Origin of the sequence: Demequina litorisediminis (assembly GCF_030161615.1) — a bacterium.
In the GTDB taxonomy this organism is placed as follows: Bacteria; Actinomycetota; Actinomycetes; order Actinomycetales; family Demequinaceae; genus Demequina; species Demequina litorisediminis.
This window is the reverse complement of the sequence record NZ_BSUN01000001.1, coordinates 1,406,040-1,430,216: the sequence shown is the minus strand read 5'-3', so window position 1 is coordinate 1,430,216 and position 24,177 is coordinate 1,406,040. Positions and strand designations below refer to the sequence as shown.

Sequence of the window (24,177 nt, the reverse complement as noted above, 5' to 3'; positions counted from 1 at the left end):
CCGGAACAGCAGGATCAGCAGCGGCGTCGCAATCGCGGGGAGCACCACGGCCCAGGTCGAGTTGATGAGTCCCGCGTCAGCGAACAAGCCTGGAACAGGGGAATCATCGTCGCCGCGAACGGAATCATCATCGCGAGCATCAGGACCCACATGAGGCGGTCCTTGTTGGGCGAGTGGTAGACCTCGAAGCCGTAGCCGGCGATGGAACAGACCACGAGCGCAAGCACCGTCGTGACGACCGCGTTGAGCACCGAGTGGTACATGGCGGAGCCGACGTCCTGGAACTCGGTCAGTGACTGCCAGTTCGCGATGAGGTTCCCACCGGGGATCATCTTGGAGGCCAAGACGTCCTGGGTGGTGTTGGTCGCGGAGACCACCATGAAGTACAGCGGGCCGATCGAGAGCAGCGCCACGATCGACAGGAACACGTACTTGGGGACACCGCGCCATCGCGCAGTGGTGCGCGTGGGCGACTTCTCGAGCTTCGTTGCCACGTCAGTCACGCTTGTCACCGACCTTCATCTGGATGGCGGCGAGCACGGCCACGATGATGAGGATCACGTAGGACAGTGCGGCGCCGTAGCCGAAGTTGGGGTTGTTCTGGAATGAGACGTCGAACAAGTAGTGCGACATCGTCATCGTGGTGTTGGCGGGCCCGCCTCGGGTCAGGTTGTACGACTCATCGAACATCTGGATGGTGCCGTTGGTCGACATGATGACGGTGAGCAGGATCATCGGCTTCATCTGCGGAATCGTCACCGAGAAGAAGGTCCGGATGGGGCCGGCGCCGTCCATCTTCGCCGCCTCAAGGGTGGTCGGGTCGATGTTCTGCAGCGCGGCCAGATAGAAGATGACGTTGAAGCCGGTCCAACGCCACAGCAGACCAAGAATGATCACCAGACGGGCGGTGTCAGTGTTGCCGAGCCAGTTGATGGGGCTATCGATGAGATGGACCGCCAGCAGCATGTCGTTCACGAGGCCGTCTGTCGCGAAGATGGTGCGGAACACCAGCGAGTACGAGACCAGCGAGATGGCGGCGGGCACAAAGATCGCGGTGCGCCAGAAGCCCTTCCAGCGCAGGCGGGGGTTGTTGAGGATGTTCGCCAGGACGAGCGCCGAGATCAACATGATCGGCACCTGAATCACGAGGTACAGCAGGGTGTTCGTGAGGGTCAGGCGGAAGATGTCGTCGTTGAGCATGCGCTCGTAGTTGAACAGCAGCGGGTCGGCCCAATCGAGGGCGGAACCGCGTCCCGTCTGGAAGGACAGGAGCAGCGCCTGAAACATCGGCCAGAACATCATGATGCCGATGAGGGCGGCGGCCGGGATGAGGAAGGCCCATCCGGTGAGGCTGCGGCGGCGGGCGGCCGGCGACATGTCGCGCCTGGCTCCGGTACCGCGCTTGTTGCGCTTGGGGCGCTTCTCGAGCGCCACGGGGGTCATCGTTGACACAGGTATCTCCCTGGGAGGTGCGGGAGGGGGCCGGGCGTCCGGCCCCCTCCCTGTTCGAGATGGGGTTAGTTCATCGCGAACTCGACGGTGCTCTGCGCCTCACCGAGGGCAGAGGCGGCGTCGGTGCCACCCATGATCTGAGTGATCGCCACGCCGACGGCGTCGCGAGCCTCGTAGTAGTAGGCGCCCGTGTTGTTCGCGGGAACCTCGGCGCCGAACGAGATCACGTCGGCGTAGATGGGCTGTCCACCGAAGAACTCCTGGGGCTCGGCGTAGACGTCCGAGTCACCAGCAGGCAGCCAGTTCGCCACCGCGCCGGAGGCGGGGAGGATCGTGTCGTACAGGCTCGGTCGAACCGGCGAAGGTCGAGGCGAGGAAGTCCGTCGCGAGGCTCCACGTTGGCGTTGGAGCTCACGGCCCACGACGAGCCGCCGTTGGCAGAGTAGTGCGTGGCTCCATCGATGCCGTCGACGATGGGCAGGTTGGTCATGTTCCACTTGCCCGACTGGTCCTCGGCGGTCTGCAGCGAGCCCGAGATCCAAATACCGTTGATGGTGCCCGCCACGTTGCCGTTGACCAGCGAGCCGATGTACTCGTCCCACGAGTTGACCTCGAGGTAGATACCGGCCTCGACCATCTGGGAGTAGATGTCGATAGCGTCGGCAAGCGCCGCGTTGTCGGTGATGGTGGGGTTGCCCTCGTCGTCGAACAGGCTCTGGCCGGCGGACTGCAGCATCATCAGGATGGTGTCGGGCTCGCCCGCGATGCCGGACAGCATGGGCTTGCCCGTGGCCTCCAGGACCTGCTTGCCGAGGCTCGATGTACTGATCCCAGGTGATGTCCGTGAAGTCGTCGACCGTGAGGCCGGCCTCCTCCAGGATGTCGGTGCGCAGCGCGCTGACCGCGGTCCCGGCATCGAACGGCACACCGTAGTTGGCGCCGTCGAGGGTCGAGTAGGCCGTCACGCCCTCAGGGAACTCGTCGAAAGCGATACCCGAGTCGGTGATGTCCGTGAAGAGGTCGGGGTAGTTGATCGCGTTCTTCTGGAAGGCGTTGTTCTGCATCAGGAAGATGTCGGGGAGCTCCTCGAACTCCTGCGACTGAGCGAGCGTGGTGAGGCGAGGCTGGAGGTCCTCCCAGGTGACTTCCTGGATCTCAAGGCTCAAAGTCGGGGTGCTCCTGCTGGTAGACCTTCTCGGCCTCTTCCATCGCGAAGATGTTAAAGGCAGGGTCCCAGGCCCAGACGGTGAGGGTGTTGTCGCCGCTCGCTGCCTCGCCGCTGGGGGTGTCGGTCGAGTCGTCGGAGCCTGGAGCAGGCGGAGAGGCTGAAGGCGAGGGTGGCGGCTGCCACCATCACTACGCCGTTACGGAACTTGGTCATCGTTGACCACCCTTCGATTCGGGTCGCGCCGGATACCGGGCGAACCACGTCGAACGCCCACCGGATATGAACTCCCCTGGCGTGGAGCCGGTCGTCCGCGGTCCACTTCGACCGTAGTGACGAGCCCCTCCCCGGGGTTGTTCTCGTTAACATAGCAAGTCATCCGGGCAAGTGGAACCACCATGTTCATCACGATCAGGTAACGGGATCTGGCGGCCGGATGGCATCTCCGGGTGCGAATGGGAACGTCAACATGACATTCTCGGCTTGTTACCCCTACACTCGCCGCATGCCGCGCAATGATGCTCGCGGCGGGCACACCAGGGGGCCGTCCATCAGGGACGTGGCCCGGCTTGCTGAGGTGTCCGCCCAGACCGTGTCCAGGGTCTCGACCGGGTCCGACGCCGTCCGCCCAGAGACCCGGGATCGGGTGCTGCGCGCCATGGAACAGGCTCGGATACTCGCCGAACCACGCGGCTCGCGCGCTGCGCGACGGCAGATTCGGAAGCATCGGCCTTCTGGCTCATCGCTTTGACCGCACCGGCGAATCCATGATCACCGACGCCGTCCTGCGCGCCGCACAGGCCGAGGGCTACGGCGTCACACTGGTGACGGTCGAGGACGCCGCGCACGACGGCTGGACCCCTGCCGCGAACCGCCTGCGCCACCAGACCGTCGACGGGCTCATCATCATCCGCTCCGAGGGCCACTCCACGGAGCAGTTGGCGCTGCCACCGGGCATGCCGGTCGCCGTGAGCGACTCTCGCGTCCACGGGGTCTACCCGTGTGTGGTGTCCGACGAACTCGGAAGTCAGCGCATGGCGGTCGAGCATCTGCTCGAGTTGGGGCATCGAACCGTGCACTACGTGGCGGGGCCCGCGGACTCTGAGCCTGCGCGCCTGCGGCGCGCCGGCTGGCATACGGCCCTGGTGCAGGCGGGCGCCGAGGTCCCGGAACCGTACGTGGGGGACTGGACCGCCGACTCGGGCTTCGCGGGTGGCACCGCGTTGGCCTCGGACCCCTCCGTGACCGCCATCGCGTGCGCCAACGACGAGACGGCGTTTGGCGTCCTCGCCGCGCTGCACGAGGCCGGCCGCCACGTGCCCGACGACGTCTCCGTCATCGGCTTCGACGACGTGTCACTCAGCCGCTTCACCCAGCCTCCGCTGACCACCGTCAAACAGCACTTCACGGCCATCGGCAACGAGCCTGTTCCGCCTGGTAGTGGACCAGATCGGCCAGCCGCGCTCCGCGGAGATTCCCGACGTCACGGTGCCTACCGCGTTGGTGCGACGGGAGTCGACCGCGCCTCCCCGCGTGGGCGTCTGACGCCCACCCCCATCCCGCACTCCCCGGACTGGTGGATTCTGGTCAATCAAGGGCCTCTTGATGACCAAAATCGACCAGTGCGGAGGTGGGGATAGCGCTACATGTCCTGGGCCATGTCCGCGAAGTGCGCGTAGTCCTTCTTGAACGCGACGGCGATCGAGTCGGTGGGACCGGCACGGTGCTTGGCGACGATGAAGTCGGCCTCGCCGGGCCTGTTGTCACGGTCGTAAGCATCCTCGCGGTGCAGCAGGATCACGATGTCCGCGTCCTGCTCGATGGCGCCCGACTCACGCATGTCGGACAGCATGGGCTTCTTGTCTCCACGCTGCTCCGAGCCACGGTTCACCTGCGAGATGGCGATGACGGGAACGTCAATCTCCTTCGCCAGTAGGCTTCAGCGCACGCGAGAACTCGGAGACCTCCTGCTGACGGGACTCGACCTTGCGACCCGAGCTCATCAGTTGCAGGTAGTCCAGCACCACCAGGCTTGAGGTCGTGCTGCTGCTTGAGGCGACGGCACTTGGCGCGGATCTCCATGAGCGTCATGTTGGGCGAGTCATCGATGAACAGCGGCGCCTTGGCGATCTGGGCGGCCGTCTGCGCGAGTCGCTCCCAGTCGTTCGGGCCCATCGGCCCCTTGGTCAGCCTGGTCGCTTCACGCTCGCCTCAGCGGCGAGCATGCGCTTAGTGATCTCCTCGCGGCTCATTTCCAGCGAGAAGATGACGGAGGCCTTGTTGTTCCTGATGGATGCTGCACGGGCGATGTCGAGGCCAAGGGTGGACTTACCGATCGCCGGACGCGCCGCGATGACGACCATCTGGCCGCCCTGCAAACCACCCGTGAGGTCGTCGAGCCTGCTTGAAGCCCGTGGGGATGCCGCGCATCGAGCCGTCGTGCGCGGAGGCGGCATCGATCTGCTCGAGCGTGGCCTCCATGATGTCGCCGATGGCGAGGTAGTCAGCCGAGTTGCGGCGCTCTGTGACGGCGAAGATCTCGGCCTGGGCGCCGTCGACCACGAGGTCGATCTCCGCGCCGTCGCCGTCGTAGCCCATCGCGGCAATGCGGGTACCCGCCTCGACCAGGCGGCGCAGGATGGACTGCTCGCGCACCAGCCTTCGCGTAGTAGCCGGCCGATGCCGCGGAGGGCACCATCGCGATAAGGGTGTGGAGATACTCGGCGCCGCCGATGCGGGACAGGCTCACCGGTGCGCTGCAGGCTCAGCGCCCACGGTCAATGCGTCCACGGGATCGCCGCCGTTGTAGAGCTTCACCGCGACATCGAAGATCTTCTCGTGCGCGGGCTTGTAGAAGTCGTCGGCCCTGATGGACTCGATGACGTCAGCCATCGCGTCCTTGGACAACAGCATGGAGCCGATGACCGACTGCTCGGCCTCGAGATTCTGAGGAGGCAGGCGCTCGTAGGTGCGCGGCTCGGGATCGTAGCCCGACTCGGCTCATCGATCGACATGCATTCCGCCCTTCACCTGTGCGTCGCGGACCGGCGTGGTGGCTCACCCACCACGATGCCGCGCCCCACTGACATCGCGCCTCACGCGCGAGTCCGCCCCGTCAAGATAGGTGCCGCGGCCGCGCAAAACAAACCGGCATCGGGCACCGCGGTGGAGAAGTGGTGGCCGAGCGGTGGACAACTTCCGACGGACCGTGGATGACCTGTGTAGAACTCCTAGGAACGACTGTGGAGACAGTTGTGGAAAGCGGCCGGAAAACTCCCCGCCAGACGCTGTTACCAGGGACTTTAATCATCCTCAGGCTGTGGAAAGATCTGCCCGAAAAGTCCTCGGCGTGTCGGATTTCGGCGTGTCGCATCGGCCGTTGTCCACAGGCGTCGCGCACGCCATGGGACGCACGAAGGCCCGGCCCCGCAACTGCGGAACCGGGCCTTCGAGGACTGCTCGGACGCCTTACTTGGCGGCCACCACCTGAACGGTGACGGTCGCGGAGATGTCGTCATGCAGCGAGATCTGCACCGCGTACTCGCCCAGCGCCTTGATGGGCTGGCCGATGTGCACGCGACGCTTGTCGACCTTCGCGCGCTCACCGATCGCGTCGGCGATGTCCGCGGGGGTGACGGCGCCGAAGAGGCGACCGTTCTTACCCGCGGTCACGGCGACCTTGACCGGCGAAGACTGGAGCGAGTCGCGGGCGGCCTGGGCCTCCTCGACGGACGCGATCTCCTTCGCGCGACGAGCCTTACGCATCGCCTCGATCTGCTTCTCCGCACCGGCGGACCACGGGGTGGCCACTTGCGGGGAACCAGGTAGTTGCGTGCGTAGCCGTCCTTGACGTCAACGACGTCACCGGCGATGCCGAGGCCTGCGACCTCGTGGGTCAGGATGAGCCTTGGCCATCTTCTTGCCCCCGATCAGCGGCCGGAGCCGGCGTAGGGGAGAAGGGCCATCTCGCGTGCGACCTTGATCGCGCGCGCGATCTCGCGCTGCTCCTGGACGGACACGCCGGTCACGCGACGCGAGCGGATCTTTCCGCGGTCCGAGATGAACTTACGCAGCAGGGCGGTGTCCTTGTAGTCGATCTTGTCGACCTTGGCCGCCTTGAGCGGGTTCACCTTCTTCCGCGGCTTGCGGATGTCGTGCTTAGCCATTCTTGATGCTCCTGAATGTGGAAATGAAGTGTTTAGAACGGGGGCTCGTCGGACGCCGGGGCCGAGGCCCACGGGTCGTTGCTCGAGCCGCCAGCCGGAGCCGAACCGCCACCGAAGCCACCGCCGCCAAAGCCGCCGCCGCCGTTGCCGCCACCCTGACGCTGCGTACGGTTCACCTTGGCGGTGGCGTAACGCAGCGAGGGGCCGACCTCGTCGACCTGCAGGCTCGACAACCGAGCGCTTCTCACCGTTGGACTCAAACGAGCGCTGCACCAGGCGGCCGGTCACGATGACCCGCATGCCCTTGGTGAGCGACTCGGCCACGTTCTCCGCGGCCTCGCGCCACAGGGAGCAACGCATGAACAGGGTGTCCCCGTCCTTCCACTCGTTCGACTGACGGTCGAACGTGCGGGGGTGGACGCCACCGTGAAGTTGGCAACAGCAGCGCCGGACTGGATGAAACGCAGTTCCGGGTCGCCGGTCAGATTGCCCACGATGGTGATCGGAGTCTCGCCTGCCATGTGTATTCCCCTAGGTCTCGTCTAAGAAATTGGTTGCGGTCGGGATCGGTGCTACTTGGCGTCGGGACGCAGCAGGCTTGGTGCGGAGGATGGTCTCGTTCAGGCCGAGCCTGGCGGTCCAGGCTCCTTGGCCGTCGCGGACTCCGCGGTGAAGTTGATGACGACGTAGATGCCGTCGTTCTTCTTCTTGATCGGGTAGGCCAGGCGACGACGACCCCACACGTCGACGTTGTCGACGGTGCCCTTGTCGGTCGTGACCACGTTCAGGTACTTCTCGAGCGACGGTGCGACCGTGCGCTCATCCACCTCGGGATCGAGGATGACCATCATTTCGTAACTACGCATCGTGTAACCCACCTCCTCTGGACTTAAGCGGCCATGGACGTTCCATGGCAGGAGGGTTGATGCTGCCGTGCAGCGTGCACACCAGGTGGAGCGCGCGTTGACGGCCCTCAAGGATACCCCGGGTGGCCCCGCACGCGCCAGGCGCACGTCCCACCCCTCACTTTGAACCGAAGTGGCGGCCGACACGCCGTGCCAGCCGCCGCATCGGCCGTCCGCAACGGCGTGGCGCGCCGCGGATTGGTTCAAACTGTCGGGGGTGGGCGCTCGTAGACTGGTCGCCGGACCTGAGGAGGCACCCCACGTGAGCACCAAGCCCGTCCTGCTCGTCACGCTCGGCGGGGACATCGGCACCTACGCATTCCAGCGCGCCGCCCGCGACAAGTACGGCTGGGACGTCATGGTCATCGCCAAGGTGGTGACGACGTTCTTCCGTCACTCGACGCTGGCACCCTGGGTGCTGGAGCCCGATATCCACACCCCCGAGACCATCGTGCGCCGCCTCAACGAGGTCGCCGCGGACCACCCCGATCACGAGCCTGGTCCTCATGACCAACCTCGACTGGCATGTGCGCACCCTCGCGCAGCATCGCGACGAGATCGATCCGCGCTGGAACCTGCCGTTCTGCGACCTCGCGACGTTCGACAAGGTCTCCTCGAAGCACGCGTTCGCCGAGGTGTGCGAGGGCGTCGGCGTGCGCACGCCCCGCAGCCTTTCCGTGGTGTTCGCCGGACAGACGGCCGATGCCGTGGTCGCCAGCGGCGACGTTGTCGCCGCCATCGCCGAGCGTGGGCTGGAGTATCCGCTCATTGGCAAGCCCTCGGCGAGCGCCGACTGGTTCGAGGTCGCCTTCCCCGGCAAGAGCAAGATCCACCACTTCGAGTCGGAGGCCGAGCTCACCGAGGTCCTCGCACACCTTGAGGCGGCGCAGTACCCGAGCGAGTTCCTGGTGCAGGAGTTCGTCCCCGGTGACGAGACCCACATGCGCTCCCTCACCGCGTACCGCGACCGTGCGGGGCAGGTGACGTTGATGGCCGGTGGCCAGGTCTTGCTCGAGGAGCACACGCCCGGAACCATGGGCATCCCGGCCGCCATCCTCACGGGAGTGGACGAGGACGCGTTTGCCGCCGCGACGCGGTTCCTTCACGCCGCCGACTATTACGGCTTCGCGAACTTCGACTACAAGGTCCACTCGGGCACGGGCGAGAACGTGTTCTTCGAGATGAACCCGCGCATCGGCCGCAACAACCACTACGTGACCTCCTCCGGCGTCAACGTCGTCGACGCCGTGGCCCGCGACCTCCTGCCCGAGCACTTTGCCGCCGCCAACCCCGCGGGCGACGCCTCGCTGCCCGCGATGCCCGGCGGCGAGGTGCTGTACTCGGTGGTGCCGTGGTGGCTGCTGCGTCGCTACCTGCTTGACCCGGACCTGCGCGCCAAGGTCGACGCCGCACGCAAGCGCCACGGCGTCTTCCACCCGCTGCGCTACCGCAAGGATGCGTCGCTGAAGCGCCGCCTGTACGTGGCGGCCCTCGACGCCCGGCTCGCGATGAAGTACCGCCAGTACTACCCCCACCCCACGGAGACGGGATTCTGACGTGACCGCAGACGCATCGGCCCCCTACGCGCACGAGATCGCCGGCCGCACCCTGGTGCCCGTCATCCTTGGCGGCGACATCGGCGGCTATTCGCTGGCCCGGGCCTTCCACGAGGCCTACGGCGTGCGCTCGATCCTCATGTCGACCACCCTCAACGGCGTGGTCAGGGACTCGGACATCGTCGTCAACGCCGTCCACCCGGACATGGATGAGCCCGATGCCTGCGTCGCCGCCCTCCAGGGCATCGCCGCCGCGCACCCCGGGGCGGACGTGATCGCGATCGCGAGCGCCGACTGGCTGGTGCGCATTCTCGTGGAGCGTCGAGCCGACCTTGAGCCGGCGATCGTGGTGCCATATGTGGGCGTCGAGCTCCTCGACCTCGTCACCTCCAAGCACGGCTTCGAGGACCTGTGCCGCGAGTACGGCCTGGCACATCCCCACACCGTGGTGGCGGACCTTGCCGCCGGCGTCGAGGTGGATACCGGCGACCTCCGCTTCCCCGTGATCGCCAAGGCAGGCTCGACGGCCGCGTATCACCACGTCGAGTTCGCCGGGAAGGAGAAGGTCCACACCGTGGACACTCCCGAGGCGCTCACGGACCTCCTGACCAAGGTCCACGCGGCGGGCTACCGCGACACCTTCATCATCCAGGACCTCATCCCCGGCGATGACTCCGCGCTGCGCATCACCAACACCTACCTGGACCGCGCCGGACGCGCCCGCCGCACGGTGTTCGGGCATGTGCTGCTGCAGGAACACACCCCGAGTACGCTCGGCAACTCTTCGGTGGTCCTCACCACCACGGCCGATGCGACGGTCGCCGGCCTGGAGCGGATGCTGGAAGGCATCGGCTGGGTGGGTGCGGGAAGCTTCGACATGAAGCCTGGACCCGCGCACCGGTGAGACCGTGCTGTTCGAGCTCAACCCGCGCCTGTCGCGCTCCAACTACTACGTGACCGGTTCGGGCTTCAACCCTGCCGTGGCGTATGTGCGCGACTGGATCCTTGGCACAGACGCGGTCCAGGACGGCGACCCCGCCACGCGCGAGCACCTGTTCACGGTGGTGCCGCGCACGTTGCTGCGCCGCTACCTCCTCGATGACGACGTGAAGGCCGCGGTGCGTCGCGTGACCCGCGCGAAGGCCATCTCGAACCCGCTGTGGAACCGGCGCGAGCGCCAGCCCCGCCGCTGGGCGTACGTGGCGGCGCACCACTCAACCAGGTGAAGAAGTATCGGACCTGGTATCCGCGCTCCACGCAGCGCGCGGAACGGGCGCAGGCCGAGGCCGCGGTCCGCGCCGCGCGCTAGGCCAGGCCGAGCCCGACGCTAGGCCGGTCCGCGCCTAGGGAACCTTGGGCGCGACGGTGGCTCCCGCATCGGGCTCGTCAGGATCCGGCGCCTCGGTCGAGTCGTCGGGGTCCGGCTCCTCCGTGGTCTCCTCGGGGTCGGGAGTCTCGGTGGTCTCCTCCGGCTTCGGAGTCTTGGTGGTCTCCTCCGGCTCCGGCTCCTTGCTGGTCTCGGTCGGCTCGGGTTCAGGCGCCTCGGTGGTCTGCGACGGGGTCGCCGACGGGGTGGCGCTGGGCTCGGGATCGGGCGCAGGGGTCCAGGCGTTCTTGGTCTCGCCCACATCGGCCCGCTCGGGGAACTCGACCACGTCGTAGTCCTCGAGGATGGGGCCCATCATCGCGGTCCACACGTCCGCGGGAACGGTGGAGCCGGTGATCTGGGTGTAGCCGCCGAACGGGTCGATCTCCTCCACGGATCCGTCCTCGCCCACCTGGTACAGCGCCACCGCGCCCACGATCTGCGGGGTGAACGCCACGAACCATGCGGAGCGGTTGTCGTTCGACGTTCCGGTCTTGCCCGCGATGGGTCGGTCCAGCCTGGTTCGCGGTGTAGCCGGAACCGTAGAGGACCACCTGCTGCATCGCGTAGGTGGTGTCCGCCATGACGTCCTCGCTGAAGACGCGCTCACCTTCGGTATTCGGCTTGTAGACGGTCTCGCCGTCCTTGTCGGTCACGCTCGCGATGATGTACGAGTCGTGCTTCACGCCTCCGGTCGCGAACGTCGCGTACGCGGTGGCCATGTCGAGGGTGTGCGGCGACGCCGTGCCGAGCACGTTCGAGAGGTTCGCCTCGAGGCCCAGCGTGTCCTCGGGAAGGCCAGCCCGGATCGCGGTCTCCATGGTCGCCTGCGGCGTCACGTCCTCGTTCAGGCCCACGTAGGCCGTGTTGATCGAGTCCTGCGTCGCCTCGATGAGGTCCACGTAGCCGTAGGCTCCTACCGCCGAAGTTGCGCACGGGCTGGTCGAAGCCGTCGAACTCCATCTCGTTGTTGGCGAGGTAGCGGCTCTCCAGGCCGATGCCCTGCTCCAGCGCGGAGACCAGGGCGAAGGGCTTGAAGGTGGAGCCTGCCTGGGCGACGTCCTGGGTGACGGCATTGCGCTGGCGTTCGAGGTAGTCGGCACCGCCGTACATCGAGGTGATGGCACCCGTGGTCGCGTCGATCGTGACCGCGGCTGCCTCCAGGTTCTCGGCGTGGTCATCGGGCATCTCCGCGACGGCGGCCTCGGTTGATTCCTGGTGCGCAGGAATGATCGTGGTCGTCACCCGGTAGCCCTGAGACTCGATCTCGTCGCGCGAGATGCCGGTCTCCGCCTCGACCTCGTCGAGGGCGGTCGAGAGAATGTAGCCCTCCGGGCCAGCGAACACGTCCTGGTTGGAGTACTCGATGGGCTCGGGGAACTCGGTGACCGCGTCACGGTCGGTCTGCGAGATGAAGTCAGCGTCGACCATGCCGTCAAGCACGTAGTTCCAGCGCTGCTCGGCCTTGTCGTGGTTCTCCTTGGGGTCCCACGCGCTGGGTGCGGGGACGATCCCCGCGAGCATCGCCGCCTCGGACAGCGTGAGGTCGGCGGCGTGCTTGTCGTAGTACTCGCGGGAGGCGGCCTCGATGCCGTAGGCGCCGCGCCCAAGGTAGATGGTGTTGAGGTAGTTCTCCAGGACCTCGTCCTTGGTCTGCTCCTGGTCAATCTTGACCGCGAGCAGCGTCTCCTTGATCTTGCCCTGGATCGACGTGGTGGTCTCGCCCACGTAGTAGCGCTCCACGTACTGCTGGGTGATGGAGGATCCACCGCGGGGCTGATCCAGCACCACGGTGTCCCACAGCGCCTTCACCATGCCGGGGATGTTGATGCCGGGGTTCGTGTAGAACGTGCGGTCCTCGGCCGCCACGAAAGCCTGGCCCACATAGTCGGGAAGCGTAGAGATCGACACGGACTCGCGGTCGGCGACGCCGAGCCTGCCCAGGCTCGGTCTCGCCATCGGCGTAGTAGAAGACGGACGACTGCGCCTGAGCGAAGTCATCGGGCTCCGGGACCTCGATGCGCATGTAGACGATCACCAGAGCGACGATGCCGATGATGGTGACCGCGAGGATCGCCAGCAGGATCCACAGGCTGATGCGCTTGAGCCAGCCCTTCCAGCCCAGGGGCTCCTGGGGGTCGCCCTTCTTGCCGCCCCCAGAACCACCCTTGCCCCCGCCGGACTTCGTGGACGCCTTCGCTCCCTTGGCCGCGGACGACTTGGTGGTGGCGTGCACCCCCGTCGAGTTCCACGGCGGAGTGCCGTTGGCGGGCTTGCCGGAGGCGGTGCGCTGCACGCCGGTGGTCGCCCGCTGGGGCTGCGTGCCCGTGGCGGCGCGCGTCGAACGGCGCTCGGGGTTCTTCGAGGAGTCGGTCACGGAGTCAACCCTAAGGAGTAGGCAGGCCCCATGGTGGGCGCCTGGCGCGGCGGGGACGCACCCGGTGCGGCGGGTGCGGTTCATGGCATCCAACGCTCAAGGGCACCGATTCGTCTCACTTGGCCCCCAGAAACACCGCGGTGCGATGTATCGTCACGATACAACGCGGTGCTATGGTGAATGGCCGCGGCACCACCGCGTCACCGTGCCCGGCTGGCCTCACCGGCCCGGGCATCGGCCCCCTGAACCGAGGAGAAGCGCATGGCCAAGACCGACGTCTTGTCGCTCGCCATCCTCGGCATGCTCGCCGAGCAGCCGCTCCACGGCTACCAGATCCGCAAGCGCCTCGGCGGCGAACTCGGCCCCTTCAGGGCCCTCGCCTACGGATCGCTGTACCCGTGCCTCAAGCGCATGGTCGCGTCCGGCGAGATCATCGGCGACGCCGACAACGACGCCCGCTCCACCGGCTCCAAGCGCTCCCGCATCGCCTACCGCCTCACCGACGCAGGCAAGGCACGGCTGCACGCCGAGCTCGCCTCCTCCACGGCATCGGCGTGGGACGACGAAACCTTTGACGTGCGCTTCTCGCTGTTCACGCGCACCGACTCCGCGACGCGCCTGCGAATCCTCGAGGGCAGGCGCTCCCGACTGTCCGAGAAGGCTCGAGGAAATCTCGGAGGGGCTTGCGCGCGTGCGTGAGCGCCACGACGCCTACACGGCGGAGCCTTCAACGGCACGGACTCGAGCGCGTCGAGCGCGAGGTCGAGTGGCTCGACAAGCCTCATCGAAAACGAACGTTCCGCATCCCGCGGAGAGAACCCACACACCGCATCCGCGGGTGACAACTAAGGAGAGATCAAGCATGGCTTCACTGCGTGTCGCGATCGTCGGCGTGGGCAACTGCGCGACGTCGCTCATCCAGGGCGTCGAGTTCTACAAGGACACCCCCGCCGACGAGACCGTCCCGGGCCTCATGCACGTCCAGTTCGGTGACTACCACGTCTCGGACATCGAGTTCGTGGCGGCCTTCGACGTCGACTCGCTCAAGGTCGGCAAGGAGCCTCGTCGAGGCCACCCTCGCCTCCGAGAACAACACCATCAAGATCTGCGACGTCCCCAAGACCGACATTCAGGTCCAGCGCGGCGTCACCCTCGACGGCCTTGGCAAGTACTACCGCCAGACCATCGTCGAGTCGGACGAGGCCCCCGTTGACGTGGTCCAGGTCCTCAAGGACACCGAGGCCGACGTCCTCGTCTGCTACCTCCCCGTGGGCTCCGAAGAGGCCGCGAAGTACTACGCCCAGTGCGCCATCGACGCCGGCGTGGCCTTCGTCAACGCCCTGCCCGTCTTCATCGCCTCCGACCCCGAGTGGGCGGCCAAGTTCGAGGCTGCCGGCGTCCCGATCGTCGGCGACGACATCAAGTCGCAGGTCGGCGCCACCATCACGCACCGCGTCATGGCGAAGCCTGTTCGAGGACCGCGGTGTGCGCCTCGACCGCACGTACCACCTGAACGTCGGCGGCAACATGGACTTCAAGAACATGCTCGAGCGCGAGCGCCTGGAGTCCAAGAAGGTCTCGAAGACCCAGGCCGTCACCTCGAACCTGTCCGGCCCCCTCGGTGGCATCAAGGACGGCCGCGACGTGCACATTGGCCCCTCGGACTACGTCGCCTGGCTCGACGACCGCAAGTGGGCGTACGTGCGCCTCGAGGGCTCGGCCTTCGGTGAGGTTCCCCTGAACCTCGAGTACAAGCTCGAGGTGTGGGACTCCCCCAACTCGGCCGGCATCATCATCGACGCCGTGCGCGCCGCGAAGATCGCCAAGGACCGCGGCATCGGCGGCCCCATCCTCTCCGCCGCGACCTACTTCATGAAGTCGCCGCCGGTCCAGATGGAGGACGGCAAGGGCCGTGCCCAGGCTCGAGGCCTTCATCGCCGGCGAGGTTGAGCGCTAAGGAGTCCCCGAACGGGCCGCCTCGACACGGCCCATGCACGACGCGAGGCCCGGATCACCCAGTGTGGGGGTGATCCGGGCCTCGTCGTGTCCGGGGTCAGGTGTCCGTCCGCGCCCTCACCCCTTTTCCGTCAAATGGATCCATTTGACTCGTCTAAGGCGTCAGATGAGACAAAATCAACCGCGGGAAGCGGCCGATGCGACGGCGGGCTTAGGCTCTCGGTCGCGGCGCTGAGCGCCTGGGCAATAGGCACGTCGCCGCCTACGAGCTCCCACTGATGGCCGATGCTCGCCTGAGAATCCAGGCAGTCCGCCAGCACGTGGGCGACGTCGGCGCGCGTCACCTGGGCACGCTCGACCTCCTCGGCAAGGCGCACCAGGCCGGTGGGCGGTTCATCGGTCAGGCCTCCCGGCCGGACGATGGTCCAGTCGAGGCCCGAGCCCCGCAGCGCCGCGTCGGCATCTCGCTTGGCCTCCACGTACGCCTTCCAGACCGGCTCCGTCTCCGCCGGGAGCGGTTGGTCGACTCCGATGGCGCTGACCTGGACGAATCGAGTGATCCCGGCGGCCTTGGCGGCGGCGATCGACTTGGTCGATCCCTCGAGATCGACCGTCCTCTTGCGCTCGATGTTGCCATCGGGACCGCCGCCGGCGGCAAACACCACCGCATCGCAGCCCTCAAAGGCCTCAGCAAAGACGTCGACCGAGGCACTCTCGATGTCGAGACGCCGTGGCGAGGCACCCATGCGGGCAAGTGCGATGAGGTGATCCTCGGAGCGGGCGAGCGGCACGACCTCGCGGCCGCGGCCCACCAGAATCGGGACGAGGAGGCGGGCGACCTTGCCGTGGCCGCCCACGATGGCGATGCGCTGTGGAGTGGTCATCACCCCACCATGCCGCGATTCATGCGGCTTCGCACGCCCCGTTCGCGCACCGCGAGATCGGGGAATAGGTGCGCATCAACTCCGGGAGCCGGATCCCGGTGTACGCCTACGAAAACTCAGCCCCAGGCGCCTGGGGTGGGAGGCTGCTCGCCCGGCTGGGTCTGCTGCATCGGCTGAGCCTGCTGCACCGGCTGGCCGGGCTGGCCCTGCGCCTGCGCCTGGCCCTGCGCGGCGGGATACTGCGGCGCCCACGCCTGAACCCGCTCGGAGGCCTTCGGGTCGGGCCCCCACCTGTTGTCGTGGGGCTGCGAGTCGAAGAACGCCATGATGATCGGCACGATGCCGAGGCTCGCCAGGTTCAGCCACAGCCAGTGACCGGTCTGACCCATGTCGTGAAGACGCCGCGCGGACACGGCCAGGAACGGAATCCACAGCGCCACCCCGATGCCGATCGCCAGCACGCCCGCGACCGCGATCAGCCACCACCAGACGTCCTGATAGGCATCGTCCGGCAGCACGCCGTTCGCATCGACCTGGCTGAACATGGGCGCCAGCGCCGCAAAGATCAGCACGTAGCAAACGATCATCGCGACGAACTGCACCAGGTTGATGAACAGGTAGAACCACCAGAACTCGCGGCGTCGCGCGCGACCCTCAAACGTCGCGTACGACCCCAGGCACTTCTTGATGGCCTCGCCGAAACCCATGACATCCCCTTCGCATCGTGTCGCACTCAACCTAGTGCCCACCGCTGTGGCGACGACACCCCTAGGCTGGCGGCGTGTCACTGGCCTCCGACGTTGCTGCGCTGTGGCACTCGCGCGGCTTCCGGCGGCTGACCTACCAGCGCGTGTTGTCGCAAGGCGGCGACGGCATGTTCCAGGTGGGCATCGCCGCCGCGTTCTTCTTCGACCCCACCACCGCCGCCTCCCCCGAAGCGATCGCCACAGGGTTTGCCGTCCTCCTCGCGCCCTTCACCATCGTGGGTCCGTTCGTGGGCCCCCTCATCGACAGGTGGCAGCGTCAGCGCATCCTCGTGGTGGGCAACGTGGTGCGGGTGGCGCTCGTCGCAGGGATTCTCGCGATGCTCGCGGTCGACGGCCCGCGCTGGACGCTGTACGCGTTGGCGCTGCTCGCGCTCTCGGTGAATCGCTTCCTCCTGGCGTCGCTCACCGCCGGCCTCCCGCGCGTGGTCGCGCCCCACGAGCCTTCTCACCGCCAACGCCGTCCTCCCCACGCTGGGAACCATCGCCGCGGCCTTCGGAGGCGCCATCGGCGGCATCGTCACCTTTTTGGCACCAGAGGCGTCCGATGCCGGCATCGCCTCGGCCGCCCTGCTCGGCGCGTGCGTGGGGTTCGGTGCCGCGTCGGTGGCCGCCACGCGCATCGGCCACCGAGACCTGGGGCCGGCGCAGCCGTGGGAGGCGGGAGAGCTCGGTGCTCGCCTGCGCGCCCTCGCCGGCGAGCCTCGCCGAGGGCGTGCGCTACCTCCATGCGCGGGTGACGCCGTGGCATGCGCTGGGGGTCATGGCGGCTCAGCGCCTGCTGTACGGGCTGATGTTCGTCGCGTCGATCCTCATTTCGCGGCATGTGCTCGGTGATCCCGATCACCCGGAGCAGGCCCTTGGCGCGTTCTCAGTCGTGGTCGCCGTCGCAGCCGCGGGGTTCGGCCTCGCCGCGGTGCTCACTCCGCTTCTGGGCGACCGCTTCTCCCGCCACAGTTGGATCCTGGTGTGCCTCGGCGTCGGCGCATCGGGCCAGGTATTGCTGGCGTTGTCCGATGCGGCCTGGGCGCTCCTCGCGGCGGCCGTCATCGTGTCGTTCGGGGTGCAGGGAGCCAAGATCGCGGTCGACACCATCGTTCAACGCGACACCGATGACCGGTACCGAGGCCGCGCATTCACGCTCTACGACATGGCGTACAACGTCGCGTTCGTGGGGGCGGCGGTCATCGCGGGATTCACGCTGCCCGACGACGGCTACTCGGCGCCGCTCATGGCCTGCGTGGCGGGGGCTTACGTGCTGGTGGCGTTGGTGTGGGCCCGCGCGCCGCGTCAGGCGGCGTCAATCGACGTCTGAGCCTGCGGGGAACGAGCCGTCGCTACCGCGTGCACGCGCACGGCGAGGATCCCGTTCGCGATGGAGCCGGCCGCCACGAGGAGCAGGGCGAGGCTCTCGAGCGCCATGGTGGCCGTCACCGCCAAAACGAAGCCATAGAGAACCACGACGATGCCGGGCGACGCGATCGAGAGAAGGAGCCATGGGCGCCTGCTCCGCCCGCGGCTCATCTTGTGGCCCAAGACGATGACCGCGACACACAATGCCGCCACGAGGCCCGCGACGAGCGAGAACGACACGAGATCGGCGGAGGCCGCGGCCATGGGCATGAGCACGAGACCGCCGAAGAGGGTCGCCGCCAGGAACGGGCCGGCGATGAGCCAGGTGACGAGCGCGAGCGGGTAGCGCCGCACCACGGCATCGGCCCGCACTCCGCCGCGTTCCACCAGGATCAGACACACCGCGGCGGCGAGCCCGGCGAGCGCGGGAATCGCGACGACGAAAACCAGGACGGGACTCAGCATGGTGCCACGCTAAGGGACCGATAGCCCGCATGCGCCCTGGTGGCCCAGTATCCGGCACGGGGACACACGAGGTGCCGCAAATGTCCGCATTTGCGGCAGGAGTGAGGCGAGGGTGCGCCGGGTTACCGCGCGGCCCACCACTCCTTGAGCAGTTCCGTCGCGCGCTCTTCACCTAGCGGGCCGTGCTCCATGCGCAGTTCCAGCAGATGCTTGTACGCCATGCCGATCTCGCGGCCGGGCCCGATGCCAAGGATCGCCTGAATCTGGTTGCCGTCGAGGTCGGGCCGGATGGAATCGATCTCCTCCTGCTCCCTGAGCCTCGGCGATGCGGTGCTCGAGGTCGTCGTACGCGAACGACAACCGTTCGGCCTTGCGGCGATTGCGCGTGGTGACGTCGGCGCGCGTGAGCCGGTGCAGCCGTTCCAACTGATCGCCTGCATCGGTGACGTAGCGGCGCACCGCGGAATCGGACCAGCGGGCGTCGGCGTAGCCGTGGAAGCGCAGGTGCATCTCGACCAGGTGGGTCACCGCCTTCACGGTGTCCTTGTCGAAGCGCAGTTCCTTGAGGCGCTTGCGTGTCATCTTGGCGCCGACCACCTCGTGGTGGTGGAACGAGACTCCGCCGCCGGGCTCGTTGCGCTTGGTGGGCGGCTTGCCGATGTCGTGCAGCAGCGCCGCGAGGCGGAGGGTCAGGTCGGGGCCGGGGACGGTGCCCTCGGGTCCCGTCTCGAGCGCGATGGCTTGGTCCACCACCGTGAGGGTGTGCTCGTAGACGTCCTTGTGATGGTGGTGTTCGTCCACCTCGAGCCGCAACGCGGGAAGCTCGGGCAGGACGTGGTCGGCGATGCCGGAGTCGGTGAGCGCTGCCAGGCCAAGGCGGGGGTCCGATGCGACCAGCAGCTTGCTGAGTTCGTCCCGCACCCGCTCGGCCGACACGATGGAGATGCGCTCGGCGAGGCGGTGCATCGCGGCGAAGGTTGCGGGCTCGATCTCGAGGCCGAGCCTGCGCGGCGAAGCGGGCGGCGCGCATCATGCGCAGCGGGTCGTCGGCGAAGGAAACGTCCGGCTCAATGGGGGTACGCAGGAGTCCGCCTGCGAGGTCCTCGAGGCCGCCGTGGAGGTCGACGAGTTCCTTGGACGGCAGCCTCACGGCCATCGCGTTGATGGTGAAGTCGCGGCGCGCGAGGTCGCCTTCGAGCGAGTCGCCGAAGGCGACGACGGGCTTGCGGGTCTCGCCGTCGTACTCGTCTGCCCGGTAGGTGGTGACCTCGACCATGAGGTCACCCTTGCGTCCGCCGATGGTGCCGAAGTCGCGTCCCACGTCCCAGGTGGTGCGGGTCCAGGTCTTGAGGATTGCCTCGGTGTCGTCGGGGCGCGCGGAGGTGGTGAGGTCCATGTCCGAGCCTGGAACGACCGAGGAAGGCGTCGCGCACGGGCCCGCCGACCAGCGCGATCTCATGCCCCGCGGCCTCGAATCGTGCCGCGAGGTCAAGGATCTCGGGGGAAGCGCGTCCCACAGCAGTCCGGCGCGCTGGCGCAGCACGTCAAGGGAGGGTCGTTCGGGGGCGGTCACGGTCCCTATCGTCCCAGATCACGTGGCACACCGCGGCGGCCGTCGGGGGTGGCAGCCGCGGTGGCCCGCCGCCGGGGCGCGGTGCGCCAGCGCGGCGGCGCGGCTCGTTAGAGTTGGCGCATGCCTCGTCCGCCCGTCCCGCGTCCGTTCCCGGCGCCGCCGCCTCCTGGCGGTTCGGCGCTGCGGCGCCGGCGCGAGAGTGCGGCACAGCGGGCCGCTCAGTTGCCGGTGTCGAACGAGACCTCGGCCGGCGGCATCGCACTCAAGATCATCGATGGCGTGGCGTTTGCCGCGTGCATCGGCCGCCGAAACCGGGCCGGAAAGCCTGGAGTGGTGCCTCCCGAAGGGCCACATTGAGGGCGAGGAGACGCCCGAGGAGGCGGCGATCCGCGAGGTTGCCGAGGAGACGGGCATCACGGCGGAGATCATCCGCCCCATCGGTGTCATCGACTACTGGTTCACGGGCGACGACCGCCGCGTGCACAAGGTGGTCCACCACTATCTTCTTGAGGCCAAGGGCGGAATCATCACGACGGAGAACGACCCCGATCAGGAGGCCGAGGTGGCCGAGTGGATCGCCGTCAACGACCTGTGCCGACGCCTGGCCTTCCCGAACGAGCGCAAGATGGCCCAGGTGGCCGTCGACCTGCTCGCGAACGGATCGTGATGCGCGCCGCTTGGGGCGCGGCCGCCGCCATCATGGCCGGCGTCGCCGCCACCCTCGTGCCCTCTCACGCCGCCGTCGCGGCGCCCGATGGCCTTGCCGGCGAACTACGCACGGTGGGCCCGGCGGTGCTCGAGCCAGGCCACGAGCCTGAACGCGTCGGTGACCGTGCGTAACAGCGGCTCGGAGCCTATCGAGGGCGTTCAACTGTCGATGTCGCTGACCCGTGAGCCGCTGACCAGCACCGATGCGGTCGCCGCCTTCCTCGAAGACCCCACCGGAGTCGATGCGCGCGAGGTAGCCCTCACTCCCGAGGAGGAGCCCGCCGAGGAGGACGCGACAACGGACTCCACGGAGGACGCCGAGGAGGCCCCCGTGGGTGAGACCCTCGCGGCGGGCGGCGCGAAGGTGATGAGCATCTCCGCCGATGACGAGGCGCTTGACCTTCCGGCCGATGCCTGGGGCGTCTATGGCATTTCGCTTGCCTTGGAGACGCCCGAGGGTTCGGTTGAGGTGGGGGCGGCTGTCACCACCTGGGTCGACTCCGAGGTCCCGAACCTGGACGTGGCGGTGTTGGCCGTGGCCGACGGCACCGCCGAGGACGTGGCCGCGACCCTCGACGCAACGGCGCTGGACGGGGTCGCCGTAGCGACCGATCCGACCGCACTCACCAACGCGCTCGTGTTCGACAACGACCTCCTGGAACGAGAGGTGGTGCGCCTTCCTTCCGGCGACCCTGACCTCACCTCGCTGGCACACGGGGACGGTGCCAGCATCCTCGACCTCGCGGTCACGGAGCCCAGCGGCTCGTCGATCCTCAGCACCGGCAAGATGCCGCTCATCGCCCCGGTGCAGGTCCTTGACGACGAGACGCTCGCGCTCGCGCAAGACGCCGGAGCCATCGCGGCGCTCGCCAGCCGCGACACGGTGGGCGTCGAGGACCTCGGGTCGTCGCTGACGCTCGCCGAGGGTTCCGACCTTCCCATCGTCAGCCCCGACCCGGTGCTGTCCGAGATCGTCGCGGGCGGCGCCACCAACCCTGCGGTCGACGGCGCCCTCGTGGCGGCATCGGCCCTCACGGAAGGCGGCGCGGCGCTCGTGACGCTCGACGCCGACGGCGCGGTGACCCCCGCAGGCGCGCGGCTCGTCGAGACCCTCCTGGGTTCCCCGTGGGTGACTCCGGTGTCCATGGCGGACCTGGCGGCATCGGCCGCTGATCTGGACACCAGCGTGGACCTCCCCGGCACCCGGGACACCGAGAATGATCTGCCTGCCGACGACGTCGCGACCCTCACCAGCCGCCTGTCGAGCCTCACCACGCTCGCGTCCGTCACCGACAACCCCGCCGCCGCCGTGCAGGAGTGGGGTGCGGGCCTGGTCGCCGGCGTTCGGGCCGCAGGGAGGAACGCTCAGGCGTTGCGCGAGTCGTCACTTGCCACAGCGCTCGAAGGCGCGGAGGCCACGCTCATGGGAGTGGCGATTGCGGAGGGCTCCGATCTGAACCTTCTGGCGGATTCGGGTGACATCCCCATCACGGTCGTCAACTCGCTCGACAAGGACGTCACGGTGACCGTGCGCCTGGTGAGCAACTCTCCCAACCTGGTGGTGGAGGACTCCCCCGAGATCACCGTCAGGGGTGGCCAGGAAGCCACCGCTCTCGTGCCCGTGTCCGCGGTGTCGACCGCCAACGTCACGGTGGTGGTGGGGCTCGAGACCGCCGAGGGCGACCAGGCTTGCCCCGTTGCAGACCTTCGACATCCGCGTGCGCGCGGACTGGGGCACCGCAGGCGCCGCGATCTTCACCGCCTTGCTGGTGCTCCTGATGGTCGCGGGCGTCATTCGCACCATTCGTCGCGGCCGCACCGACACTCGCCTTGGCCCATTGCCCACTCCGGCGGAGCCGCTCACCGACGTCGACGACCTCATCGCGGAGGCTGAGGCAGCGGACGCCGCAGAGGCTGAGGCAGCGGACGCCGCAGACGCAGAAGGCGCCACCGACGCTGATGCGGCCGATGACGATGCCGCCGACGCGTCGGACACCCCTGAGGCATCGGACGGCAAGGCTCGCGACGATGTCTGAGCAGTCCCCCAACCCGGGTGAGCCCGCGGGATCCGGAGACGGCGCTGCGCCGTCCGAGGACGGCATGACGCTCGGCGGGCGGCGCCGCCGCTCCATCACGCGCAACACCGCGGTGATGGCCTCGGGCACGGCGGTCTCCCGCGCGCTTGGCCTCATCCGGAATGCGCTGCTGGTGGCCGCCATCGGCGTCAATGCCGCAGCAGCCAACGCCTACGACATCGCCAACCGCCTCCCCAACGCCATGTTCGCGATCCTCGCGGCGGGAGTCCTCAACGCGGTGCTCGTGCCACAGATCGTGCGCGCCTTCAGCCGCCCCGACGGCAAGCGGACCGTGGACCGCATCCTCACCATCGGCACGGTGATCTCACTCGTCGTCACCGTCATTGCGACGATCATGGCGCAGGTGTGGGTCAACCTCTACACGCACGATTGGCCGCCGGAACTCCTCGCGCTCGCCACGGCATTCTCGTACTGGTGCATTCCGCGCCTGTTCTTCTACTGCCTCTACACGCTGCTCGGACAGGTACTCAACGCCCGCGAACAGTTCGGCCCCTTCATGTGGGCCCCGGTGCTCAACAACGTCGTCTCCATCACCGGGCTGCTGATCTATCTCGGTGTGTTCGGCCAGTACATCACCGGGGCCGACGACCTCACGGTGTGGACCCCCGGACGGATTGCCCTGCTCGCGGGCGTCGCCACGCTCGGCATCGCGGCACAGGCGCTGATCTTGCTGGTGCCGCTCGTACGCGGCGGCTACCACTGGCGCTGGCAGTGGCGGGGCCCCAAGGGCGAGCCTGTCCGGCATCGGCACCATCGCCGCCTGGTCGCTGGCCGCCGTGGTCCTCGAGCAGGTGGGCGTGACCTTCGTGACCCGCGTCGCGGCGCAGGCTCAGGTGCTCCCCGACGGCAGCATCGATCCCACCATCGCCGGAAACGCCGCGTACTTCCAGGCGCTCTCGCTGTACATAGTGCCCCACTCGCTCGTGACGATCTCGCTCGTGACGGCGATGTACACCGCGATGGCAAGGCATGCGGCCGCCCGCGATACCGCTGGCCTGCGCTCGGATCTCTCGCAGGGCCTGAGATCGGCGGGCGTCTTCACCGTTTTCGCCACCGTCGCGATGATCGTGGTGTCGCAGTACCTGGTGCGCGTGGCGCTTCCGACCGCCACCCTCGCGGAGGTGCAGTCGGTCTCCGCCGTGATGATCGCCATGACGTTGGGACTGGTGCCGCTCGGTGCGACCGTGCTCTTCAAGCGCCTGTACTTCGCGCTCGAGGACGCCCGCGCCATCTTTGTCATGCAGATCCCCATGTCGATCGCCTGGGTGGGCACCGCGTACGCCGTCATGGCGTTCGCCGACGCGCGCTGGTGGACGGTCGGCGTGGGCCTCGGCCTCGCAGTGTCCAACTACACCGGCATGCTGCTGCGTGCCGGGGCCTACGCCGCCGCC

At 67.8% G+C, this 24,177-nt stretch carries 20 protein-coding genes and 13 pseudogenes; 16 read left to right on the top strand and 17 right to left on the bottom strand.

The features are described 5' to 3' along the window. Nucleotides 1-14: 14 nt before the first annotated feature. From QQK48_RS08770 to QQK48_RS08755, 5 genes and pseudogenes are all read right to left on the bottom strand, one after another. A complete protein-coding gene (locus QQK48_RS08770) occupies nt 15-503 on the bottom strand; it encodes an ABC transporter permease family protein (protein WP_284328202.1) in 489 nt (162 codons plus the stop codon). Then, nucleotides 496-1,434, bottom strand: coding sequence for a carbohydrate ABC transporter permease (locus tag QQK48_RS08765; protein ID WP_284328201.1), 939 nt, complete (start codon nt 1,432-1,434; stop codon nt 496-498). Before QQK48_RS08765 ends, QQK48_RS08770 begins: the two co-directional genes overlap by 8 nt. Before the next feature lie 241 nt (nt 1,435-1,675). Then, nucleotides 1,676-2,188, bottom strand: a complete 513-nt coding sequence (locus QQK48_RS21640) for an extracellular solute-binding protein (protein WP_431308415.1) — start codon at nt 2,186-2,188, stop codon at nt 1,676-1,678. A gap of 163 nt (nt 2,189-2,351) precedes the next feature. Beyond that, nucleotides 2,352-2,618 (bottom strand): annotated as a pseudogene (locus QQK48_RS21635) (extracellular solute-binding protein); the annotation flags it as partial. A gap of 53 nt (nt 2,619-2,671) precedes the next feature. Next, nucleotides 2,672-2,833: a hypothetical protein gene (locus tag QQK48_RS08755; protein WP_284328199.1), complete on the bottom strand. Its 162-nt coding sequence runs from the start codon at nt 2,831-2,833 to the stop codon at nt 2,672-2,674. A 220-nt stretch (nt 2,834-3,053) separates the two neighbouring features. On the opposite strand from QQK48_RS08755, the gene QQK48_RS08750 reads away from it, so the two are divergent. Further along, nucleotides 3,054-3,368 carry a LacI family DNA-binding transcriptional regulator gene (locus QQK48_RS08750; protein WP_348523550.1) on the top strand — a complete coding sequence of 105 codons (315 nt, stop codon included), beginning with the start codon at nt 3,054-3,056 and terminating at the stop codon, nt 3,366-3,368. A 16-nt stretch (nt 3,369-3,384) separates the two neighbouring features. Beyond that, nucleotides 3,385-4,257, top strand: coding sequence for a substrate-binding domain-containing protein (locus tag QQK48_RS08745; RefSeq protein ID WP_284328197.1), 873 nt, complete (start codon nt 3,385-3,387; stop codon nt 4,255-4,257). A 2-nt stretch (nt 4,258-4,259) separates the two neighbouring features. Here QQK48_RS08745 and dnaB read toward each other — a convergent pair. From dnaB to rpsF, 5 genes and pseudogenes are all read right to left on the bottom strand, one after another. After that, nucleotides 4,260-5,575, bottom strand: a pseudogene (gene dnaB, locus QQK48_RS08740) (replicative DNA helicase). 510 nt (nt 5,576-6,085) lie between these two features. Continuing rightward, nucleotides 6,086-6,519: pseudogene (gene rplI, locus QQK48_RS08735) on the bottom strand (50S ribosomal protein L9). A 27-nt stretch (nt 6,520-6,546) separates the two neighbouring features. Continuing rightward, complete coding sequence (gene rpsR / locus QQK48_RS08730; RefSeq protein ID WP_084079523.1) at nt 6,547-6,783, bottom strand: 30S ribosomal protein S18; 237 nt, start codon at nt 6,781-6,783, stop codon at nt 6,547-6,549. Nucleotides 6,784-6,815: 32 nt separating this feature from the next. Then, a pseudogene (locus QQK48_RS08725) lies at nt 6,816-7,304 on the bottom strand (single-stranded DNA-binding protein). 10 nt (nt 7,305-7,314) lie between these two features. Beyond that, nucleotides 7,315-7,649, bottom strand: a pseudogene (gene rpsF, locus QQK48_RS08720) (30S ribosomal protein S6). A gap of 545 nt (nt 7,650-8,194) precedes the next feature. Between rpsF and QQK48_RS08715 the strand changes: the two are divergent. The 3 genes from QQK48_RS08715 to QQK48_RS08705 are packed head-to-tail and all read left to right on the top strand — an operon-like array spanning nt 8,195 to nt 10,470. Further along, nucleotides 8,195-9,244 (top strand): carboxylate--amine ligase, encoded by a 1,050-nt coding sequence (locus tag QQK48_RS08715; protein WP_284328196.1) that lies wholly within the window; start codon nt 8,195-8,197, stop codon nt 9,242-9,244. A 1-nt stretch (nt 9,245) separates the two neighbouring features. Further along, complete coding sequence (locus tag QQK48_RS08710; RefSeq protein ID WP_284328195.1) at nt 9,246-10,148, top strand: carboxylate--amine ligase; 903 nt, start codon at nt 9,246-9,248, stop codon at nt 10,146-10,148. Between the two features lie 4 nt (nt 10,149-10,152). Continuing rightward, on the top strand, nt 10,153-10,470 hold the full coding sequence (locus tag QQK48_RS08705) for a hypothetical protein (RefSeq protein WP_284328194.1): 318 nt from the start codon (nt 10,153-10,155) through the stop codon (nt 10,468-10,470). A gap of 117 nt (nt 10,471-10,587) precedes the next feature. Here the strand turns inward: QQK48_RS08705 and QQK48_RS08700 are convergent, their stop codons facing one another. The 3 genes and pseudogenes from QQK48_RS08700 to QQK48_RS08695 form a co-directional block, all read right to left on the bottom strand. Beyond that, the gene (locus QQK48_RS08700; protein ID WP_284328193.1) at nt 10,588-11,067 is read right to left on the bottom strand and encodes a hypothetical protein; all 480 of its coding nucleotides are present in this window, start codon (nt 11,065-11,067) and stop codon (nt 10,588-10,590) included. Nucleotides 11,068-11,191: 124 nt separating this feature from the next. Then, nucleotides 11,192-11,686 (bottom strand): annotated as a pseudogene (locus tag QQK48_RS21630) (hypothetical protein); the annotation flags it as partial. Further along, a pseudogene (locus QQK48_RS08695) lies at nt 11,619-12,569 on the bottom strand (transglycosylase domain-containing protein); the annotation flags it as partial. The pseudogenes QQK48_RS21630 and QQK48_RS08695, both read right to left, overlap by 68 nt. Nucleotides 12,570-13,248: 679 nt before the next feature. Between QQK48_RS08695 and QQK48_RS08690 the strand changes: the two are divergent. Both QQK48_RS08690 and QQK48_RS08685 read left to right on the top strand, forming a co-directional pair. After that, nucleotides 13,249-13,686: a PadR family transcriptional regulator gene (locus QQK48_RS08690; protein ID WP_284328191.1), complete on the top strand. Its 438-nt coding sequence runs from the start codon at nt 13,249-13,251 to the stop codon at nt 13,684-13,686. A gap of 163 nt (nt 13,687-13,849) precedes the next feature. Next, nucleotides 13,850-14,944: pseudogene (locus QQK48_RS08685) on the top strand (inositol-3-phosphate synthase). 130 nt (nt 14,945-15,074) lie between these two features. On the opposite strand, the gene QQK48_RS08680 reads toward QQK48_RS08685, so the two are convergent. Further along, nucleotides 15,075-15,827, bottom strand: coding sequence for an SDR family oxidoreductase (locus QQK48_RS08680; RefSeq protein WP_284328190.1), 753 nt, complete (start codon nt 15,825-15,827; stop codon nt 15,075-15,077). 116 nt (nt 15,828-15,943) lie between these two features. Beyond that, entirely contained in the window at nt 15,944-16,534 is a 591-nt protein-coding gene (locus tag QQK48_RS08675) for a DUF805 domain-containing protein (protein ID WP_284328189.1), read from the bottom strand. A gap of 74 nt (nt 16,535-16,608) precedes the next feature. Between QQK48_RS08675 and QQK48_RS08670 the strand changes: the two genes are divergently transcribed. Together QQK48_RS08670 and QQK48_RS08665 are read left to right on the top strand one after the other, a co-directional pair. After that, nucleotides 16,609-17,331 carry an MFS transporter gene (locus QQK48_RS08670; protein ID WP_284328188.1) on the top strand — a complete coding sequence of 241 codons (723 nt, stop codon included), beginning with the start codon at nt 16,609-16,611 and terminating at the stop codon, nt 17,329-17,331. Further along, the gene (locus QQK48_RS08665) at nt 17,307-17,906 is read left to right on the top strand and encodes an MFS transporter (protein WP_284328187.1); all 600 of its coding nucleotides are present in this window, start codon (nt 17,307-17,309) and stop codon (nt 17,904-17,906) included. The genes QQK48_RS08670 and QQK48_RS08665 overlap by 25 nt, the downstream gene beginning before the upstream one ends. Here QQK48_RS08665 and QQK48_RS08660 read toward each other — a convergent pair. Together QQK48_RS08660 and QQK48_RS08655 are read right to left on the bottom strand one after the other, a co-directional pair. Continuing rightward, a complete protein-coding gene (locus tag QQK48_RS08660) occupies nt 17,882-18,409 on the bottom strand; it encodes a hypothetical protein (protein WP_284328186.1) in 528 nt (175 codons plus the stop codon). The genes QQK48_RS08665 and QQK48_RS08660 overlap by 25 nt on opposite strands. 122 nt (nt 18,410-18,531) lie before the next feature. Continuing rightward, nucleotides 18,532-19,926 (bottom strand): annotated as a pseudogene (locus QQK48_RS08655) (CCA tRNA nucleotidyltransferase). 330 nt (nt 19,927-20,256) lie between these two features. Between QQK48_RS08655 and QQK48_RS08650 the strand changes: the two are divergent. The 7 genes and pseudogenes from QQK48_RS08650 to QQK48_RS21615 form a co-directional block, all read left to right on the top strand. After that, a complete protein-coding gene (locus QQK48_RS08650; protein ID WP_348523549.1) occupies nt 20,257-20,649 on the top strand; it encodes an NUDIX hydrolase in 393 nt (130 codons plus the stop codon). After that, nucleotides 20,646-20,822 (top strand): hypothetical protein, encoded by a 177-nt coding sequence (locus tag QQK48_RS08645; RefSeq protein ID WP_284328185.1) that lies wholly within the window; start codon nt 20,646-20,648, stop codon nt 20,820-20,822. The genes QQK48_RS08650 and QQK48_RS08645 overlap by 4 nt, the downstream gene beginning before the upstream one ends. 37 nt (nt 20,823-20,859) lie before the next feature. Then, nucleotides 20,860-22,362, top strand: a pseudogene (locus QQK48_RS08640) (DUF6049 family protein); the annotation flags it as partial. After that, nucleotides 22,283-22,468: pseudogene (locus QQK48_RS21625) on the top strand (hypothetical protein); the annotation flags it as partial. The pseudogenes QQK48_RS08640 and QQK48_RS21625, both read left to right, overlap by 80 nt. A gap of 60 nt (nt 22,469-22,528) precedes the next feature. After that, nucleotides 22,529-22,726, top strand: a complete 198-nt coding sequence (locus QQK48_RS08635; protein ID WP_284328183.1) for a hypothetical protein — start codon at nt 22,529-22,531, stop codon at nt 22,724-22,726. Next, nucleotides 22,650-23,495 (top strand): annotated as a pseudogene (gene murJ / locus QQK48_RS21620) (murein biosynthesis integral membrane protein MurJ); the annotation flags it as partial. The gene QQK48_RS08635 and the pseudogene murJ, both read left to right, overlap by 77 nt. 67 nt (nt 23,496-23,562) lie before the next feature. Further along, a pseudogene (locus QQK48_RS21615) lies at nt 23,563-24,090 on the top strand (lipid II flippase MurJ); the annotation flags it as partial. Between the last annotated feature and the right edge of the window lie 87 nt (nt 24,091-24,177).